Source organism: Mesohalobacter halotolerans (genome assembly GCF_006120725.1).
GTDB classification, from domain to species: Bacteria; Bacteroidota; Bacteroidia; order Flavobacteriales; family Flavobacteriaceae; genus Psychroflexus; species Psychroflexus halotolerans.
This window is the reverse complement of the sequence record NZ_SWMU01000003.1, coordinates 79,955-99,639: the sequence shown is the minus strand read 5'-3', so window position 1 is coordinate 99,639 and position 19,685 is coordinate 79,955. Positions and strand designations below refer to the sequence as shown.

At 34.4% G+C, this 19,685-nt stretch carries 20 protein-coding genes; 6 read left to right on the top strand and 14 right to left on the bottom strand.

The genetic code is table 11. The features are described from left to right. The first annotated feature begins 34 nt into the window (after positions 1–34). Positions 35–1,198 carry a type IX secretion system outer membrane channel protein PorV gene (gene porV / locus FCN74_RS07690; protein ID WP_138932020.1) on the top strand — a complete coding sequence of 388 codons (1,164 nt, stop codon included), beginning with the start codon at positions 35–37 and terminating at the stop codon, positions 1,196–1,198. Between the two features lie 10 nt (positions 1,199–1,208). Continuing rightward, positions 1,209–1,697, top strand: coding sequence for a cytidine deaminase (gene cdd / locus FCN74_RS07685; protein WP_138932019.1), 489 nt, complete (start codon positions 1,209–1,211; stop codon positions 1,695–1,697). A gap of 7 nt (positions 1,698–1,704) precedes the next feature. Here the strand turns inward: cdd and FCN74_RS07680 are convergent, their stop codons facing one another. The 8 genes from FCN74_RS07680 to FCN74_RS07645 all read right to left on the bottom strand — a co-directional run bounded on the left by FCN74_RS07680 (position 1,705) and on the right by FCN74_RS07645 (position 9,707). Next, positions 1,705–2,583: an SDR family oxidoreductase gene (locus tag FCN74_RS07680; protein WP_138932018.1), complete on the bottom strand. Its 879-nt coding sequence runs from the start codon at positions 2,581–2,583 to the stop codon at positions 1,705–1,707. A gap of 12 nt (positions 2,584–2,595) precedes the next feature. Next, on the bottom strand, positions 2,596–4,725 hold the full coding sequence (scpA, locus tag FCN74_RS07675) for a methylmalonyl-CoA mutase (RefSeq protein WP_138932017.1): 2,130 nt from the start codon (positions 4,723–4,725) through the stop codon (positions 2,596–2,598). Positions 4,726–4,737: 12 nt separating this feature from the next. Further along, complete coding sequence (locus FCN74_RS07670) at positions 4,738–6,030, bottom strand: methylmalonyl-CoA mutase family protein (protein WP_138932016.1); 1,293 nt, start codon at positions 6,028–6,030, stop codon at positions 4,738–4,740. Positions 6,031–6,035: 5 nt separating this feature from the next. Then, entirely contained in the window at positions 6,036–6,353 is a 318-nt protein-coding gene (locus FCN74_RS07665) for an FtsB family cell division protein (protein ID WP_138932015.1), read from the bottom strand. Between the two features lie 18 nt (positions 6,354–6,371). After that, positions 6,372–6,980, bottom strand: coding sequence for a uridine kinase (udk, locus tag FCN74_RS07660; RefSeq protein WP_138932014.1), 609 nt, complete (start codon positions 6,978–6,980; stop codon positions 6,372–6,374). A 96-nt stretch (positions 6,981–7,076) separates the two neighbouring features. Next, positions 7,077–7,709, bottom strand: a complete 633-nt coding sequence (gene msrA / locus FCN74_RS07655) for a peptide-methionine (S)-S-oxide reductase MsrA (protein WP_138932013.1) — start codon at positions 7,707–7,709, stop codon at positions 7,077–7,079. A gap of 121 nt (positions 7,710–7,830) precedes the next feature. Next, positions 7,831–8,610, bottom strand: coding sequence for a zinc ribbon domain-containing protein (locus FCN74_RS07650; RefSeq protein WP_138932012.1), 780 nt, complete (start codon positions 8,608–8,610; stop codon positions 7,831–7,833). Between the two features lie 2 nt (positions 8,611–8,612). Then, positions 8,613–9,707, bottom strand: coding sequence for a Nif3-like dinuclear metal center hexameric protein (locus FCN74_RS07645; protein WP_138932011.1), 1,095 nt, complete (start codon positions 9,705–9,707; stop codon positions 8,613–8,615). An 80-nt stretch (positions 9,708–9,787) separates the two neighbouring features. Here FCN74_RS07645 and lpxK point away from each other — a divergent pair, with 80 nt between their 5' ends. Further along, positions 9,788–10,777 (top strand): tetraacyldisaccharide 4'-kinase, encoded by a 990-nt coding sequence (gene lpxK, locus FCN74_RS07640; protein WP_138932010.1) that lies wholly within the window; start codon positions 9,788–9,790, stop codon positions 10,775–10,777. A 39-nt stretch (positions 10,778–10,816) separates the two neighbouring features. On the opposite strand, the gene trxB is transcribed toward lpxK, so the two are convergent. The 3 genes from trxB to mazG form a co-directional block, all read right to left on the bottom strand. Continuing rightward, the gene (trxB, locus tag FCN74_RS07635; RefSeq protein WP_138932009.1) at positions 10,817–11,794 is read right to left on the bottom strand and encodes a thioredoxin-disulfide reductase; all 978 of its coding nucleotides are present in this window, start codon (positions 11,792–11,794) and stop codon (positions 10,817–10,819) included. Between the two features lie 143 nt (positions 11,795–11,937). Beyond that, the gene (locus FCN74_RS07630) at positions 11,938–12,363 is read right to left on the bottom strand and encodes a DUF4168 domain-containing protein (protein WP_138932008.1); all 426 of its coding nucleotides are present in this window, start codon (positions 12,361–12,363) and stop codon (positions 11,938–11,940) included. Positions 12,364–12,418: 55 nt separating this feature from the next. Further along, complete coding sequence (gene mazG / locus FCN74_RS07625) at positions 12,419–13,186, bottom strand: nucleoside triphosphate pyrophosphohydrolase (RefSeq protein ID WP_138932007.1); 768 nt, start codon at positions 13,184–13,186, stop codon at positions 12,419–12,421. A gap of 107 nt (positions 13,187–13,293) precedes the next feature. Between mazG and FCN74_RS07620 the strand changes: the two genes are divergently transcribed. Further along, positions 13,294–14,454 carry a T9SS type A sorting domain-containing protein gene (locus FCN74_RS07620; protein ID WP_138932006.1) on the top strand — a complete coding sequence of 387 codons (1,161 nt, stop codon included), beginning with the start codon at positions 13,294–13,296 and terminating at the stop codon, positions 14,452–14,454. 112 nt (positions 14,455–14,566) lie between these two features. Here FCN74_RS07620 and FCN74_RS07615 read toward each other — a convergent pair whose 3' ends face one another. Genes FCN74_RS07615 through FCN74_RS07605 form a run of 3 tightly spaced genes read right to left on the bottom strand, consistent with a single transcriptional unit; the run spans position 14,567 to position 17,383 of the window. After that, complete coding sequence (locus FCN74_RS07615; protein ID WP_138932005.1) at positions 14,567–15,409, bottom strand: head GIN domain-containing protein; 843 nt, start codon at positions 15,407–15,409, stop codon at positions 14,567–14,569. Between the two features lie 35 nt (positions 15,410–15,444). Next, complete coding sequence (locus tag FCN74_RS07610; RefSeq protein ID WP_138932004.1) at positions 15,445–17,046, bottom strand: PspC domain-containing protein; 1,602 nt, start codon at positions 17,044–17,046, stop codon at positions 15,445–15,447. Continuing rightward, positions 17,039–17,383 (bottom strand): PadR family transcriptional regulator, encoded by a 345-nt coding sequence (locus tag FCN74_RS07605; protein ID WP_138932003.1) that lies wholly within the window; start codon positions 17,381–17,383, stop codon positions 17,039–17,041. The genes FCN74_RS07610 and FCN74_RS07605 overlap by 8 nt, the downstream gene beginning before the upstream one ends. A gap of 292 nt (positions 17,384–17,675) precedes the next feature. On the opposite strand from FCN74_RS07605, the gene FCN74_RS07600 reads away from it, so the two are divergent. After that, positions 17,676–18,137, top strand: coding sequence for a DUF4442 domain-containing protein (locus FCN74_RS07600; RefSeq protein WP_138932002.1), 462 nt, complete (start codon positions 17,676–17,678; stop codon positions 18,135–18,137). A 104-nt stretch (positions 18,138–18,241) separates the two neighbouring features. After that, positions 18,242–19,678 carry an SLC13 family permease gene (locus FCN74_RS07595; protein ID WP_138932001.1) on the top strand — a complete coding sequence of 479 codons (1,437 nt, stop codon included), beginning with the start codon at positions 18,242–18,244 and terminating at the stop codon, positions 19,676–19,678. The last annotated feature ends 7 nt before the right edge of the window (positions 19,679–19,685 follow it).

The following is a 19,685-nucleotide window of genomic DNA, read 5'->3' as shown; positions in this document are numbered from 1 at the left end:
GACATAATTATATATTTGCTTTAATTTTTATTTTATGAAATATAATTCAATAATTCTTGCCTTACTCACTTTCGGGACTATATTTAACTCCATTGCTCAAACTGAACCAGTGAGACCTATAACTACATCAGTACCAACAATGTTAATTGCCGCAGATGCGAGATCATCCGGTATGGGCGATATGGGCATTGCAACACCTGTCGACGGCTTTTCTCAACAATGGAACCCAGCCAAGTTTGTATTTTCAGAAACCCGTTCCGGTATAGGCTTAGCATATACACCATATTTAAGAGAATTGGTCACGGACATAAATTTGGGTCAACTCACGTACTTTAATCGAATCAATCAACGAAGTGCATTTTCGGGCAGTTTAAGGTTTTTTAGTTTCGGTGAGATTGAGCTTAGAGATTCGGCTGATGATATTGGCATTATAGATGAACCTAATGAGTTTTACGTTGATCTAAGCTATTCTCTTAGATTAAGTGAAAAATTTTCAATGGCTGTAACCGGTCGTTTTATAAGCTCCAACCTTGTTGTCACAAGTACAGGTGGAGATGCTTCAGCCGCAAATACATTTGCAGCCGACATTTCAGCTTTTTATCGTGGTGAAGAAAAATTTTACAACAATTTTAATGGACGCTGGCGATTTGGAGGAGCCATTCAAAATATTGGTCCCAAAATAAAATTTGACGATGTAGGTCAAGAAAATTTCTTACCAACAAATTTAAAGCTTGGAGTTGGTCATGATTTCATCCTTGATCCTTCTAACACGATTGGTCTTTATACTGAATTTAATAAACTATTGGTACCAACACCTCCAGATACTGAAGGATTATCTAATGCTGAAAGTCAACAACTCATAAATGAATACAATGATATTGGTCCGTTTTCGGGTATCTTTCAATCTTTCTCTGACGCGCCAGATGGGTTTTCAGAAGAGCTTAAGGAAGTGACCTGGGCGATTGGTGCTGAATATTGGTACGAAGACAGTTTTGCGTTTCGATTAGGTTATTTTAATGAGTCTGAAGAAAAGGGCTTTAGACAATTTTTGACTTTAGGTGTTGGATTTAGATATTCTTCAATCAATATTGATGCGTCTTATCTATTTTCAACGACACCTGTTCAAAACCCTCTAGAAGGGACACTACGATTTTCGTTGACTTTTAATATAGGAAATGATGCTTATATCGAATATTAAATAAGCTTTAATGCCTAAGGAATCTATTATAAGGACTTCAGTATTTGAGTATAACGACATCAAAGCGTGTCCTAGCGATATTCAACAATTAATGGATAAAGCTGTTATTGCCCGAGAAAAAGCGTACACACCCTATTCCCAATTTAAAGTTGGAGCTGCAATTAGGTTAGAAAACGGTAAAATCGTTACTGGTAGTAATCAAGAAAACGCTTCCTATCCTTCAGGGCTTTGTGCAGAACGCACCGCTATATTTTACACTGGGGCACAGTACCCTGATCAAAAAATCAAATCTATTGCCATTACTGCAACTGGTACTGATAAAGAAAATACTGAGCCAGTTCCACCATGTGGAGCCTGTCGTCAAGCAATAGCTGAATATGAGCAAAAACAAAAATCGCCGATTGCTGTATATTTTATGGGTAAATCTGGTCAAGTAAAAATGGTCAAATCTTTACTTTCTTTGTTGCCTTTGGCATTCTCTGAGCAATATTTAAAATAAAATGTTTTTACGATTTTTTAGCTTTTATCATTTGCTCGAGCATATCCCAAAGTTCATCAGGCACTTGGTCTAATAAGTTAAATTGACCAGCTCCTTTTAGCCATTCTCCACCGTCAATAGTAATGACTTCTCCGTTGAGGTATTCCGCAAAATCGGATAGGAGGTAAGCTGATAAGTTTGCAAGTTCTTGATGATCACCAACACGTTTTAAAGGCACTTTTTTTGATAGATCAAATTTTTCTTTTAAATCACCGGGCAGAAGTCTGTCCCAGGCACCTTTCGTTGGAAAAGGTCCAGGTGCAATGGCATTAAATCGAATACCGTATTTCGCCCATTCTACAGCAAGAGATCTAGTCATGGCGAGAACACCAGCCTTGGCTGTAGCACTTGGTACCACATAAGCCGAACCTGTCCAAGCGTAGGTTGTGACAATATTTAAGACTACTTTTTGCTTTTCTTTGAGCTCAATCCATTTTTTACCAAAAGCTAATGTGCAATTTTTACTGCCTTTTAAGACAATATCAATTATGGTATCAAATGCATTGGAAGACAACCGCTCAGTGGGTGAAATGAAATTTCCAGCAGCGTTATTGAGCAGACCATCAATTTGTCCAAAATGATTGAGGCTGTCATCTCTCATTTTACAAACGGCATCGTAATCTCTGATATCGCACTGTAAAGCTAAAACTTCGCTGCCAGTTTCACTTTCTAATTCTTTGGCTGTATTTTTTAATTTATCTAGATTTCTAGAAGTGATAACGACCTTAGCACCGAGTTCCAATAGGTAGCGAGACATAGATTTTCCAAGTCCGCTGCCACCACCGGTAACCACGTAGATTTTTCCTTGAAGGGCATTGTCTTTAAGCATTTTGTCCTGATAGGCCATAGTATGTTTTGTTTAGTCGGGAATGGTTTTTATAAGAATTTCAAGCAAATCAATAGCGGCTTGACTAATTTTGGTTCCCGGACCAAAAACAGCAGCTGCGCCAGCGTCAAATAAAAAGTCATAATCTGCTGATGGAATGACTCCGCCAACAATCACTATGATATCTTCACGTCCTAATTCCTTAAGGGCTTTGATAACTTCAGGGACGAGTGTTTTATGTCCAGCAGCAAGAGAAGATACACCAAGCACATGAACATCATTTTCAACGGCTTGTTGGGCAGCTTCTTTTGGGGTTTGGAATAGCGGTCCAATATCGACATCGAAACCAAGGTCGGCATAGCTTGTCGCCACAACTTTTGCGCCTCTATCGTGACCATCTTGTCCCATTTTGGCAATCATGATTCTAGGTCTTCGACCTTCAAGTTCTGCAAACTCATCGGCGAGTTGTTTGGCTTTTTCAAAAGTTTGATCTGTTTTCATTTCACGACTATATACACCACTGAAAGATTGAATTTCTGCTTGATGTCTGCCATATTCTTTTTCTAAAGCATCGCTAATTTCTCCTAGTGTAGCTCGCTTTTTGGCAGCTTCGACGGCGACTTCTAGTAAATTGCCTTTATTGCTTTTGGCCGTGTGATACAATTTTTCAAGAACATTCTTAACCTCAATGTGGTTTCTTTCTTTTTTTAATTTATTTAATTTTTCTAATTGTTGCAATCTCACTTTTTGATTGTCAACCTCTAGAGTAACGATGGGCTCTTCTTTTTCTAGACGATAACTATTTACGCCAATAATTTTATCCTGACCTGAATCAATTTTAGCTTGTTTTTTAGCCGCAGCTTGTTCGATACGCAGTTTTGGAATGCCTTTTTCTATAGCTTTAGTCATGCCTCCTAAACCTTTAATTTCTTCAAGGTGTTTCCAAGCGCGTTTGACAATATCGTCCGTCAATTTTTCAACATAATAACTTCCTGCCCAAGGATCTACAGTTTTAGTGATTTGAGTTTCTTGCTGTAAATAGAGTTGCGTATTTCTTGCTATACGTGCAGAAAAATCAGTCGGTAAAGCAATGGCTTCGTCTAAAGCATTAGTATGTAAACTTTGAGTACCTCCAAAAGCCGCAGCAGCAGCTTCAATACAGGTTCTAGCGACATTGTTAAACGGATCCTGTTCTGTCAGAGAATATCCACTGGTTTGACAATGTGTTCTCAATGCTAGAGATTTTGGGTTTTTGGGGTTAAATTGTTTGACTAATTTTGCCCACAGTATTCTTGCCGCACGCATTTTGGCAATTTCCATAAAATGATTCATGCCAATGCCCCAAAAAAATGATAATCTTGGCGCAAAGCTATCAATATCCATTCCCGCATCAAGTCCTGTTTTGATGTATTCTAATCCATCGGCAAGAGTGTAGGCCAGTTCGATATCGGCAGTAGCTCCAGCTTCTTGCATGTGATAGCCGGAAATGCTAATACTGTTAAATCTGGGCATTTTTTGGGAGGTGTATTCAAAAATATCAGCGATGATTTTCATTGATGGTGTTGGCGGATAGATATAAGTATTGCGCACCATAAATTCTTTAAGAATATCATTTTGAATGGTACCAGAGAGTTGTTCAGATTTGACGTCCGTTTCATGCGCCGCAGCTATATAAAAAGCCATAATAGGCAATACTGCACCGTTCATGGTCATTGAGACAGACATTTTATCGAGAGGAATTTGGTCAAATAAGACTTTCATGTCTTCAACACTGTCAATCGCTACACCGGCTTTACCAACATCGCCTACTACGCGTTCGTGGTCGCTGTCGTAACCCCGGTGGGTTGGTAAATCAAAGGCGACCGACAGTCCCTTTTGACCGGCTTTAAGATTTCGACGATAAAAGGCATTACTTTCTTCGGCGGTAGAAAATCCAGCATATTGACGAATAGTCCACGGTCGACCCACATACATACTGGAATATGGTCCACGTAAATAGGGCGGTATACCTGCAGCAAAATTGAGATGCTCAAGGGATTCTATGTCGTCAGAATCATAATGATTTTTAACCTCAATTTTTTCATTTGTCAAGAATTTATGATCTGCGATTGGTGCTTGATTAAAATTATAATTGAGTTTTAAAGTATTGATATCTTTTGTCATAGTCAACTGTCTTTAAACGCTTTCTTGTGGAAGTCTTTGTTGTTCTAATTGTTTAGCTATACGTCTTTCAGTAATGGGTCTTAAAAGGGTTTTTCGTTTCTTCATTTTTGGAAAAATGTCTTTTTCTATTTGTTTTTTCATTTGATCGTCTTCATTTTCAAAAACGTTTACACCAATGAGTTTCAAAGTATTATTTTCAAATTGTTTTAATGTTTTTTGAAATTGCTCATCAATTTTATGCTGAATTTTTCCATCAAACAATTGTTGAATAAAACCTCCAGACTTTTCAATGGATTTAAAGAGTTTTAACGATTTTTCTGATAAAGCATTTGTAAGATAATCAATATAATAGCTACCGTCTGAAGGATTACTGACTTTATCAAAATAGCTTTCGTTTTTTAGAATAAGAAGTTGGTTTCTTGCAATGCGTTGGCTAAATTGGTTTTTGTTTTTAAAAATTTTATCGTAAGTCGTATTACACACATAGTTACTTCCCCCAAGTATAGCACTCATACATTCTGTTGTAGAGCGTAACATGTTGACATTGTAGTCATATATACTCATGTGGTGAAGTCCCGGCTCTGAAATAATATTCAGGTTGTAGTTTATATTTTGATGCTTACAAATCGTGTTGACTAAAACTCTGAGTGCTTTGAGTTTAGCAATTTCAAAAAAATAATTTGGCCCAATACTGCAAAATATATTTAGATTTAAGGTCTTGGTTTGGTTAAAATTTAATTCTTTGAAATAACTATAAAGCTGTGAAGTGGTGTAGGCGAGTTGTTGTGTGATATTTGCGCCTGAGTTGTGATATAATCTGGCGTCTATGCTAATGCTATCAGTTTTATCCAGAAAACTTTGGTAAAGATTTATATCTTGCTTTTTATTGCTATACCAATTTCCAGTTTGCATTAAATGATGAATAGGATCAAATTTGTAAATCAAATTTTCTCTGAATTCAAAATTGAATTTTTCAGGTTGTTTTACATCTAGAATCAATGGCAACTTAGTATGAGTAAACGGTGTGTTTGATTTTATCCAAAAGGCTTCTGAGCCTTGAGATACAGGTTGTTCTAAGTTTTCAAAATCATCAAGTGAAATTTTTTCTGTAACAAGCCATTTTGAAGGCGATGGAATGTTGAGTTTTTGATGTGAATCTCGGTGATAAAAAGGTTTGATGTCAATGCCTTCATCTGTAGAGGTCAACAATTGGTTGTAGTCTTTGCCTTTAAGATCAACTTGTATTTTTTGCTTCCAGGCTTTTTCTGATACGGCATCAAATTCTTCAAAAAGGTGGTTTGGCATATTTATTAATTTAGGCTGTCTTCGTACTTAATGATAAATACATCTTCGTTTTTACGCTTCATGAAATAATTTTCTCTGGCAAATCTTTCTATTTCCACAGAATCTCTAAGCGATTGTAATGTTTTTTTATCTTTCTCAATTTCAGATTTGTAGTAATTAATATTGCTCTTGATTTCAGAAATTTCTTGATCAAGCTTGTGGTGTGTTAGCCAAGAATTGGTATCAAAAAAAAGCATCCATACCAAAAATACAAGTAGTACAATAATGTATCTATTGGTCAGAATTTTAAACCAAGTTTTTTGTTTAAGGCTTTTCCACTTCATTTGGTTAAATATACAAAATTAGATCAAACGTTCTTTGATTATGGTCTGAACAATTTCAACAGCAACGTTATTGTATTTGTTGTTAGGAATTATAATGTCTGCATATTCTTTGGTGGGTTCTATAAACTGAATATGCATAGGTTTTAAAGTATTTTGGTACCGGTCTAAAATCTCTTCTAGATTTCTGCCACGTTCATTAATATCTCTTTTTAGACGCCTTATGAGACGCTCATCACTATCCGTTTGCACGTAGATTTTAATGTCTAACATTTCGCGAATGGCTGGATTGGTTAATATCAAAATGCCTTCGACAATCATAACTTTTCGAGGTTGGGTTGTCTTGGTTTGTCCGGTGCGATTGTGGGTTTTAAAAGAGTATATAGGCTGTTCTACAGTTTGTCCTGATTTTAAAATTTTAAGGTGTTCAACTAAAAGTTCAAAATCTATAGATTGGGGATGATCAAAATTGATGTTTTTACGTTCCTCAAAAGTAAGGTGAGAGGTGTCTTTGTAATATGAATCTTGATAAATCACATCTACCTCGTCGTGTTGAAGTTCATCGAGTATGTGATTGACTACAGTTGTTTTACCACTGCCTGTTCCACCAGCAATTCCAATTGTAAGCATACAATAAAATTTGTGTAAAAATAATACACTTCACTTACATTTGGAATTGAAATGTGTTACTTGTTTTGAAAAGCTGATTTTTGTCAAGCTGTACGCTTATTTTAAGACCTCCGGCATTTTAGCCTTAAACCTTTCAAACCTGGGGTTAGAGACGTTTTGGATATACCTATTATTGGGATGTTTCTTTTTGTAATCTTGATGGTATTCTTCAGCAATCCAAAACTTTTCAAAAGCTTTCACCTCTGCAGCTATTGGCTTGTTATATTGGGGTTGCAGTGATTTTATTTTTTTGTCTATGATAGCTTTTTCTTTGTCATTTTGATAAAATATTATAGACCGGTATTGACTGCCTCGGTCTGGACCTTGGCCATTAACTTGAGTGACATTTTGTGAGGCAAAGTACACATCAACTAAGGTTTTAAAGCTTACAATATCACTATCATAGATAACTTTTACTGCTTCAGCGTGTCCTGTTTTTCCGGTATTACTTTCTTCATAGGTGGGATTTTTAGTATGTCCACCAGAATACCCAGAGACCACTTCTTTGACTCCTTTTACTTTTTCATAAATGGCTTCAACACACCAAAAACAGCCGCTCGCAAAGTAGGCTTTTTCCATGTCTTGGTAAGTGTTTTTGGCCATCGAAGGCTGAGCTTTAGATTTTTTATTGTCGGCATTACACGCCATAGCTAAAGGGGCAAATAGTAAAAGTAGTATTAAACTTCTCATCATTCTAGTTTTGGATAAAATTAAAAATAAATGAATAATTTTTACTTATAACATTGTTAATAAAGAAACAAAAAAAATCCACCCATTAGGTGGATTCTGAAAATATAATTTAAGACAGTGATTATAGTTTTTTGAAGATTTTTTGCATACGATCTTCTTCTTCTTGAGCGAGCTCTTGGTCTACTAATATTCTTCCGCTGTGTTCATCTGTCATAATTTTTCTCCGGCCTGCAATCTCAACCTGTACTTGTGGTGGGATGGTAAAGAATGACCCACCAGAAGCGCCACGCTCTATAGTAACAACAGCTAGACCATTTTTGACACTGTTTCTGATTCTCTCGTAAGCCTTTACTAATCTTTCTTCAATTTTAGTTTTTAACTTTTCAGATTCTTTTTCAAGGGCTTTTTCTTCTTTTTCAGTTTCCTTGAGGATATTCTTTAGTTCAGATTTTTTATGATCTAAGTGAACTTGTCTATCCTCTAATTTTGCTTCAGTTTGTTCTAATACTTCTTGTTTATGCTCAGTCTGGGCATAAAACTCCTTGATGTGCTTTTCAGCCAATTCGATTTCAAGTTCTAGGTATTCTACTTCTTTGCTGAGGGCATCAAATTCTCTGTTATTCCTTACGTTTTCCTGTTGTTTTTTGTATTTTTTGATGCGATCTTCGGTTTCTTTAATGAATAGTTTTTTGGATTTTATTTCCTCTTCAATATTGTCTAAAGAAGCCTTGATTTTATCAATTCTTTTATTGAGACCAACAACTTCATCTTCTAAATCTTCAACTTCTAAAGGAAGCTCACCACGCATGTTTTTTATTTCATCAATTCTTGAATCAACGAGTTGTAAATCATATAAAGCTCTGAGTTTTTGCTCTACGCTAATCTCTTTCTTTTTTGCCATAATCAATAATATTGAACGGGATTTGTATTAGTATTTGATAAAACGATTGCAAAATTAGTGAAATTTTCATTAATAAAAGTATATAAAAGCTCTTTTGTGAATTGCTCGCTTTCATAATGGCCGATGTCGACCATTAAAATTTTTTGTTCGGCTTTAAAAAAGTCATGGTATTTAAAATCTGCAGAGACGAATGCATCTGCTCCTGAAGCTTTGGCCTTTGCTATTGCCGAGGCTCCACTACCTCCTAAAACTGCTACCTTTTGAATAGGTTTTTTTAAGAAAGCAGAATGTCTTATAGTTGGGGTTTTAAATTTATTTTTAAGTAGTTTTAGAAAATCTCTTTCGTTAAGTGGTGCCTCAAATTGCCCAAGCATTCCTAAGCCAATATGCTGATTTGTATTCTCGAGGGTTTCAATTTCATAGGCAACTTCCTCGTAAGGATGATGTTTAAATAACTGTGTAAGCACTTGATTATGAATGTGCTTGGCATAGGTTATATTTATCTGTATTTCGTCTTCTAAATGGGTTTGTCCTTTTTGTCCCACCGCTGGATTTGAGTCTTCATTTCCTTTAAAACTGCCTTGGCCTTGAAGATTAAAACTACAATTAGAATAATTTCCAATATTACCAGCACCAATTTTAAATAGCTTTTCTCTTAACTGGTTGGCGTTATCCTTTGGGACATAAGTCGTTAATTTTTTGATTGTACCAGCTTGAGGCATCAATATGCTTGTGTTTTTTAAGCCTAGTTTATTACAAATAACCCGATTTACACCATGAAAGGCATTGTCTAAAGCTGTATGTATCGCATAAATTGAAATATCATTTTTTATAGCTTTTATGACAGCTCGATTGACGTAATTATCCGGATTTAGTTTTTTAATGCCAGAAAATATAATAGGATGAAAACTAACTATCAAATTGCAATTATGCTCTATAGCTTCTTGTACGACATCTTCAGTTGTATCTAAACTTATAAGCGCACCTTTTATCGATTGGTTTTCATCACCTACAATTAAACCTACATTATCAAAATCTTCTGCATATGCTAGTGGCGCATAATTTTTTAGATGATAAATGAGCTCTTTGATTTTCATAAGTTATAAGTATTTCAGTTTAATTGTAAATTTAAATATTATACTTTCGTAATCCATAGAACTTAAACTTATTTTTTGTCATGGGTATATTTAAGTGGTTATTATTACCATTTTCAATGATTTATTTGATCATCACCAATGTTCGAAATTTTTTTTACGATTTTGGAATATTTAAATCCTATTCATTTAAAACACCTGTGATTTGCGTTGGAAATATAAGTGTGGGTGGCACTGGAAAATCTCCAATGATTGAGCATTTAATACAGCAATATCAAGGCGATTTTAAAATTGCCATATTAAGTCGTGGATATAAAAGAAATACCAAAGGCTTTATAGAAGTTTATTCTGACATGACTGCGACTCAAGTTGGAGATGAGCCTTTACAATTTAAAAGAAAGTTTAAAGATATCAAAGTATTTGTAGAAGCTGACAGAAAATATGGTATTGAACAAATAGAAAAATACTATTCAGATATAGAACTCATTTTACTTGATGATGCCTACCAGCACCGGAGAGTAAAATCGGATATCAATATTCTTTTAACTACTTACGATAAACCGTTTTACAGAGACTTTATTCTACCTGTTGGACGATTAAGAGAGTCTAGACAAGCCAAAAAAAGAGCAGATTTGATTGTCGTTACAAAGTGTCCTGAAAATTTAACTAGTGATAAAATCGAAACCATTAAAACCCAAGTCAATACCAGTCAACATCAAAAAATTTTATTTTCAACCATAAGTTATGATGAGAAAATTTACAGTCAAAAGGAAACTAAGGATCTAAAATCCTTTGACGATTTTTATTTAGTTACAGGCATAGCAAACCCAAAGCCCTTGATACAATATTTAAAAGACCAACAAAAAAACTTTGATCACCTCAAATTTTCTGATCATCATAATTTTACTGAAAAAGAAATTGAAAAACTAAAGGCATTAAAAAAGCCTATACTTACCACTGAAAAAGATTTTACAAGATTATCTCAAAACATCCAGCACAATATCTTTTACATTTCAATAGAAGTTAAGTTGGATAAAGATTTGAAATCGTTATTAAATATAAAACCCCAGTAGAGACTGAGGTTTTTAATATTGTTTTAGACTTAACTAAACTTATTTGGCTTCTTCAACCAACTCGCTAACACTTTCAACTTCAGCAAGGTAGCGCTCAGCATCTAAAGCCGCCATACATCCAGTACCAGCTGCAGTGACAGCTTGCCTGTACTCTTTGTCCTGCGCATCACCACTGGCAAATACACCGGGATAATTGGTTTTTGTGCTCTTAGCTTCTGTAATGATGTAACCAACATCATCCATCTCTAACTGACCTTTAAAGATATCGGTATTAGGTTTGTGACCAATAGCGATAAACAGACCAGTAATTTTTATTTCTTCTTTTTCTTGAGTTTGGTTGTTAACCATTCTTAGTCCTTCTACCACTTGTTCGCCTAAAACCTCATCAACTTCTGTGTTAAACCTGACATCTATATTTTTTGTATTAAACACACGATGTTGCATAGCTTTTGAAGCTCTCATGACATCTCGACGTACTAGCATAGTTACTGACTTACAAATTTTGGCAAGGTAAGTGGCTTCTTCAGCTGCTGTGTCGCCACCACCGACAATGGCCACATCTTGACCTTTGTAAAAGAAGCCGTCACAAACTGCACAAGCAGAAACGCCACCACCTCTTAACTTTTGTTCACTTGGAATTCCAAGATATTTTGCAGAAGCACCAGTTGAAATGATGATACTTTCAGCCTCAACCCACTTATTGTTATCGATTTGAACTTTATGAATACCGCCTTTTTCCTTGTTAAGCTCTGTTTTAGTAGCCATGCCAATTCTCACATCAGTATCAAACCTTTCGGCTTGAGCTTTGAGCTCTTCCATCATTTTAGGACCGTCAATTCCGTCAGGATATCCTGGAAAATTGTCAACATCAGTTGTTGTTGTCAACTGTCCACCTGGTTCCATACCAGTGTATAAAACAGGTTTAAGATCTGCTCTTGCTGCATATATTGCAGCAGTATAGCCTGCAGGTCCAGATCCTATTATTAAACATTTAATGCGTTCTACTTGATTATCCATGGTCAATAATTTTATTTAGCAAAAGTATTATCTTTTATTGTATTGTCGACAATTTAGTTATAGGTTTTTACAATTTGTTATAAATTATAAGTATAAAAAAAAGCCGACAAAAATGTCGGCTTGAATTATGTGTAGAAAAAATTTTATTGAATTAATTTCTGAATTTTATCGTTTAAAGATTTATCGTTTTGAGAGGCTTTGGCTATTGCTTGATAGGTTTCTAACTTTAACCCATTATTTTCAATCAACCTTTCCATTGTCTCCTGAATATCTTTTTTAAGATTTTGAATATTCTTAAAGGCTTGATTGTATTGGCGTTTTTGAGCTGCTGTAGGTTGTTTTTCAGCATTAGGGTTTTTAACTAATGTATGAATTTCAGTGAATTCATCATTGGTTAAACCTGCATCTTCAATAGCTGTCACCATGTTGAGTTGGAATGTCATATTTTCATTTCTAACTTCTTTGTAGGCATTTGCAAACTTTTGAAGTGTTTGATCAGAAAATTGAGCTTTTTGACCATAAGACATGCCTACCATTATAAACGCTATAAGAAATACTGTTGTTTTCATATCATTATATTATAATAACAAATATATTAATATTGAACCTTCTACAACGATAAAATTATAAATTTTTAGCTTCTTCCCAGAATTTATTCATTTCATCTAAAGTCATGTCTTGTAACTTTAAATGTTGTTTTTGTGTCTCTTTTTCAAGATAAATAAAGCGATTGGTAAATTTTTTATTGGTTAACTGTAAAGCTCTTTCCGGATTGATGTTGTGATGTCTTGCATAATTGATCAATGCAAATAGCATATCTCCAAATTCTTCTTCCATTTTTTCGTGATTTTGAGTTTTGGCTTCTAACTCAAACTCTTCAATTTCTTCCTTTACCTTATCTAATATTTGTTCTGGTTTTTCCCAATCAAATCCAACTCCAGCAACTTTATCTTGAATACGTTGAGCCTTTACAAGAGCCGGTAGACTTTTAGGAACGCCTTCTAAGACACTATTCTTACCTTCTTTTAATTTGAGATTTTCCCAGTTTTGCTTGACTTCTTCTTCATTTTCAACTTTTGTATTCCCATATATATGAGGATGTCTATGGATAAGTTTTTTACATATAGTTTCAATTACGTCTTCAATGTCAAATTTATTTTTTTCTGAAGCTATTTTAGCGTAAAATACAATGTGAAGTAAAATATCACCTAGTTCGCCTTTCATGCTTTCAAAATCTTCTTCAAGAATAGCGTCTGTTAATTCATAAGTTTCCTCAATGGTAAGGTGGCTTAACGTATGAATGGTCTGTTTTTTATCCCAAGGACAACCCGCTCGGAGCTCATCCATGATTTTTAGCAATTTCGAAAAAGATTTTTCCTCAGGTTTTTTCATGTTTTTTGGTTCAAAAATAAGGATTACTTTTGTTTACATCTATATGTGAAATTTGTATTTCATCTAAAAATTATATAAATTAGTTAAAATTATTAAAACTTTAAATTATGAAGCAATTATTATTTTTTACAATTTTATTGTGCTTTCCATTTATGATGAAAGCGCAAACTGTAGGTATTGTTGGCCCTGCAGCCAACGGTTGGCCAGATGCCAGCAACCCAACACCAGATATCATGTTGACAGACAATGGTGATGGTACGCATTCTATTGATGGCTTAACCCTTACAACCGGTCCGGCAAAATTTAGAGAAAACCAAGATTGGGCTGTGAATTATGGTGGAGATACTTTTCCAAGTGGACCAATTACAAATGGTGATATTCCTGTACAAGCAGGTGTTTACGATATTGTTTTAGATTTAAACAACAATACTTACACCTTTACCGATGTTGGAGCGTTTACTGAAATTGAAATTGTTGGTACAGCCGTAACAGGTTCATCAAATCCTCAAATGCAGACCATTGACGGCGTCAATTATGAATTAAGTGTGACACAGTTTGGTGATGGTGATTTACAATTTCAAGAAGTCGGAACTTCAACCGTTTATGGTGCCAATAGTTTTCCAACGGGAACTGCTTCTATGGGAGGAATGATGATTCCTGCTCAATTTGGCTTTTATGAAGTAAATTTTAATCTCAACACTGGAGATTATTCTTTTGAAATCCCTGATGTTGGAATTGTTGGTCCCGCAGCAGCTGGTTGGCCAAGCGATAATAATCCAACCGATATTCTTATGAGTAGTACAGACGGCGATGTATATTCATTAGGAAGTCAAGTATTGAACGATGGTGAGCTTAAATTTAGACAAAACCAAGATTGGTCTGTAAATTGGGGAGGAACTGATTTTCCTAGCGGTTCTGCAGTGCCAAATTCATCTGACAATATACCAGTAACAGCTGGAACTTATGATATTAGCTTTTTTAGAGATAATCAAACGTATACGTTTACTACATTATCCCTAAATGATCAGTCTTTTGAGCAATTTCAGTTATATCCAAACCCCACTCGTGATGTTTGGATTTTTGAAAATCCAGGTACTGCTATAAAGCAAATTCAAGTCTTTGATGCTTTTGGCAAAACAGTCTTAAATCTTAAGCCAAACTCTACAGAAGTTGAGATAAATGCTCAAGTTTTATCGCAGGGATTGTATTTGGCAAAAGTAATTTTGACAAACCATTCAGAAACAACTGTAAAAATTATCAAGCAATAACTTATATTTATAATTTAGATGGCTTCGACTCCGCTCAGCCATCTAAATTATTTCGACTCCGCTCAAAATGACATTTAAAAATATTTTGAGGCAGCATCTTTTTAATTTATGTTTATCTAGAGCTTACATCACCTCCAGAGGATTCATTTTTGGTTATTTTTCCGCTGGGCTCATTATGATAATTAATATCTGAACCACTTGAGGCATTACCGACTAAAGTTTCTATGGGATAAACATCGATATTAGAGCCGGAACTAGCTGTCGCTGTAACATTTATGGCTTTTAACTTTTTAGCATTTATATCTGAACCGCTAGAAGAATTAGCAGTTAAGTCATCAGTATAGCCTTCTATATTTAAATCTGACCCACTTGAAGATGTCGCTTGTATAGATTTACTTTTCCCGATAAGCTGTAAGTCAGAACCACTGCTAGAGTTAGCAACGACATCTGTAGAGGAGATTTTTAACTTTAAATCAGACCCGCTGCTACTACTACAATTCAATTGTTCTGTTTTAAGGTTTAATTCAACATCAGAGCCGCTTGAAGATGAAATCTCAATATCGCCAAATACAAGTTGCTCGGCTGCAAATAGATTGACACCTGACGAGGCTTTTACTATGGATAACTTACTTGAAAAATAAACTGTAATTAGTTTTGAATCTGCTCTACCGATGTTATTTCCACTTTTGGTTCTTATGTTTAAAGTTTGTCCATCTTGATTTATTTCTAGCTCATCAATTAGGTTTTCATTAGCTTTTACAACTAATTTGTTTTGATTGGATTGAACTAGTTTTACATCCCAAGCATTGGCTAGAGATAGCTCCTGAAAAGATGAAATGTCTAACTCTTTTTCAGCAACTTCACCTTCACCATCAATGGTATTGTAGCCATCAATGTTGCATTGTACACTGAAAGTTAAAATGGTAAAAACTAAAAATTTTAATAATGTTGTCATGAGTTTTGGTTTTTAAGGTTAAATATATAGACGAATTATTGTTCTATTGGGTTGCCTGTATTATCATTTATTTTACAACTTGAGCATGATAATTTGTTATCATTCAATACATAAATTTGATCAAATTTGTTTTCACTTTCAATTGGATGAAAATAATTTTCAAGAAAGTCTTTAGTGTTTTCATTTAATTTGATTTTTAGGTCTTCCGGGACATAAATGTCAATATCTATACCGAGATAGTTGTCTACTAATTCTGGTGGTGAGAGTAAATAACTGTCTAACAAAATCTGGTTAGCATCTATTTCATAATTATAGGTCAATAGGCTGGCTTGGTTTCGAGCCTTATTTTCGTCAAAAGCATACGTCCATTTTGAAACTCTGATATAGGCCACTTGATCACTGCTGTGATTAAATTTTACATCAACATTAGAGTCGTATAAAATTTTATTATCGTTTTTATCGTAAGTTATTTTCTCTTCATTGTGTTTAAATGGAGTCACCGTATAATCAAGGTTACCTCTCATCTTTATAAACAAAGTGTCTTGTGGAGTTAGATTCAAACTGTTGGTATTAACTATTTCTCCAGATACTCTTTCTCTGAGAGATGAATTTACCCCTATAAAGATAAGCGTAGCTATACTTAAAATCCATAAGGCCACTATAGAGATAATAAATGTTCTGTTTATCCGCTTTAGATTGGAAAACAACATTTTAAGACTAAATATAAATACTAGAATTAATGGAATAGCCACTGCTATAAAAGTTGCTATGATGGCTAACCAAGTGGGAACGCCACTATAGATTAGTCCATCTAGTCTTATGATACCAGATTCTATGAGATCTATATTGCCAAACAAACCTACTCCACCAAGGCCTAAGGCGGTAAACAATAAGCTAATGAGGCCTAAACCAGAAAACACCAGTAAAAAGAAACCGATAATCTTTATTAGAACTTCCCCAATTTTTATTGCAATTTTTTCTACTTGATTAAAAAAAGAGGAGATGTTACTTTGAGCCTGTTTTGAGTGTTTTTTAACATCGACATCTTTTATTTTTTCGGATACATTATCGTAGCCTTCTTTAATTTTTTTTTCAATATTGGACAGGTTGATGGGCTCTCCTTTCATGGCCAGTTTTTCTGCTGTGGTTCTGGCTTCAGGAACGAGTATCCATAGCAAAACATAGATAAGTATAAACCAACCTGTAGAAAATATTGTAAATAATATCCAAAGTAGTCTCACCCAAACCACATCGATGCCAAGGTAATGTCCTAAACCAGCAGAGACACCGCTGATATAAGAATTTTCTTTATCTCGATAAAGTTTTTTATCGACGTATTGTTTATGATGTGTTTGCTGAGTATCTTCATCTTCAGATATGTCGTAGTCTTGAGGTTCACCCATGATTTTGATAATCTCTTTGACATCTTCAGAGGTGATAACTTGTTTATCAGAAATCATACGCTCTATAAAAAGTTCAGCGATTCGAGACTCAATATCCTGAATAATTTCGTCACGGCTGTTTTCGTTTGCCAAATAGGATTTTATGGCATCTAAATAGTTTTTTAGAACCTTATAAGCATTTTCATCAATATGAAAAATTTGATTGGCAATATTGATATCTAAGGTTTTATTCATGGTTATTTTGTTTTGGGTTTGTTATAGTTTTTACAGCGATTTGAAGGTCTTTCCAAGAGCCTGAAAGTTCATCCAAAAACTTTTGACCGGTAGAGGTTAGTTTATAGTATTTTCTCGGCGGTCCACCGGTAGACTCCTCCCAACGATATTCTAGAAGTTCTGCATTTTTTAATCGGGTTAATAAAGGATATATTGTGCCTTCAACTACTATAAGTTTGGCCGATTTCAACTCGTCTAGTATTTCAGCAACATAAGCATCTTTATTTTTTAGTATAGATAGAATGCAGTACTCTAATATACCTTTTCGCATTTGTGCTTTTGTGTTTTCTATATTCATAATTTGTTGACATTAATTAAGATATATAGTAATATCTGATACAAAGATACATTTATAAGAAGTTACTTTGCAATACATAGTAGTATAATTTAACAAATATTTAAGATTTTGTATTTCTTCAGATATAGATTAGCATGCGAAGTATAAAAGCTTAAACATATGATATTTAATTACTTAATTAATTAAAATTCTTATTAAAGCATTATTATTTAACGTGTATACTGAATAAGTAAAACAATTAATTATTTTAGTGAAGTTTTTAAGAAATAATGTATTTAATAGTCCTTAATTAATGGTTTTAAGCCCTTCTAAAGTCAATTGGTTTTTATTATTTAAGCTTCCGTCTGCATGGATTTGTGGTGTTCGCCTCAAGGCGATTGATGATACCAAAGCCCAAGTTATCGTCAAGCATCGTTGGATTAACCAAAATCCTTTTAAGAGTTTGTATTTTGCTGTACAAAATATGGCTGCGGAGTTAAGTACAGGGGTTTTAGTGATGCAGGCGATCAAATCACAAAACCAAAAAGTTTCTATGTTGGTCATAGAAGCACATTGTGAATTTTTCAAAAAAGCAACTGGGCGAATACGATTTGAATGTCATCAGGGGCAAAAGGTCAATAGAACGGTACAGCAATGTCTAAGGGATAAATCATCAGAACAGATGACATTATTGGTTAAAGCCTATAATGACAATAATGATTTGGTCTCTCAGTTTAATTTTAAATGGAGTATCAAACCAAAAAATTCGAATTAATTATATATCAAAATTGACTTTAATCATATCAATGGTAAAGCTTTAAATTAATTTGACATTACAATCAAACTTATGTTTAGTTTTGTAGAATAAATACTTTCTTAATGGCAGATTCCAGAACCTATGCCGGTAAATTTCTAAGAAAAATTAATGAACGCGTAAACTGGCACAGCCATTTTACACTTTTCATTTTATCTGTATTGGTCGCTTTTGGGCTTTTTTATTTTGTGAGTGACCCTGAATTTAATAATTCTCAGAATTATGTTCTATTTATTTTATTTTTATCAATTGCGCTTTGGGTTACTGAAGCTATACCGCCATTTGCAGTTGGAATTCTCATTATCGGTTATTTGGTCTTTTCAATTGGGAGTACAGATGAACCATACAATGTAAAGCAATACGTTCAAACCTGGTCAGATAGTGTGATTTGGTTGTTTTTAGGCGGGTTTTTTCTAGCTGAAGCCATGAAAAAGACTGGTTTAGATAAGGATTTATTGAAACTTACAGTGCCAAAGTTTGGAAATAAAGCCAGTGTTATATTGCTTGGTTTAATGATGCTTACAGCGGTGTTATCAATGTTGATGAGTAATACGGCAACAACAGCTATGATGATTGCTACGATTACGCCCATTTTGAAGACTTTAGGATCAAAAGCAGCTTTGTCAAAAAATTTACTTATTGGTATTCCTGCTGCAGCATCTGTTGGTGGTATGGGAACAATTATTGGCTCAGCACCAAATGCTATTGTTGTAGGTGCTTTGGAAGGTGTTGGAATTCAAATTTCATTTTTGGAATGGATGATGTTTGGTATTCCAATTGCCTTAACACTAATAATGATTTTTTGGTATGTTTTGTTAAAAAAACATCCCATAAAAACTAAGACATTACAGCTTGATCACTTATTTAATACAGCAGAAGAACGACGACCACATAAACACGCCAAATTACACAAAAGGATAACTTTAATCATTTTATCCATAACGTTATTTTTATGGTTAACATCAGGGATTACCGGAATTCCAGTTGCTGCTGTCTCAGGTATACCAATTATTGCATTGACGATGTTTTCTATTATCGAATCTGATGATGTTAGAGCTTTATCTTGGGATACTTTAATGCTTGTAGCCGGAGGTTTGGCACTTGGTTTAGCTGTTCAAGAGCAAGGTTTGGCACAGTATTTTGTTAGTTTAATTCCAGCTTCAAATATCAACATTTATGTCCTTTACATAGCATTTGGATTATTTACTGTAGTATTTTCAAATATCATGAGTAATACTGCGACTGCAACAATTTTCATTCCTATAGCCATATCTCTCATCATGAGCATCGATGTATCCAATACTATTACATTACCATTGATAATAGGGCTTTCTGCTTCATGTGCATTATTACTGCCAGTTTCAACACCACCAAACGCTATTGCTTTTAGTACCGGTATGCTTAAACAATCCGATTTTAGGTTTGGCGGAATATTTGTGGGACTGTTAGGACCATTTGTGGTGATGCTCTGGTGTATGTTAATAATTAGTATATTTTATTAGCTATTCA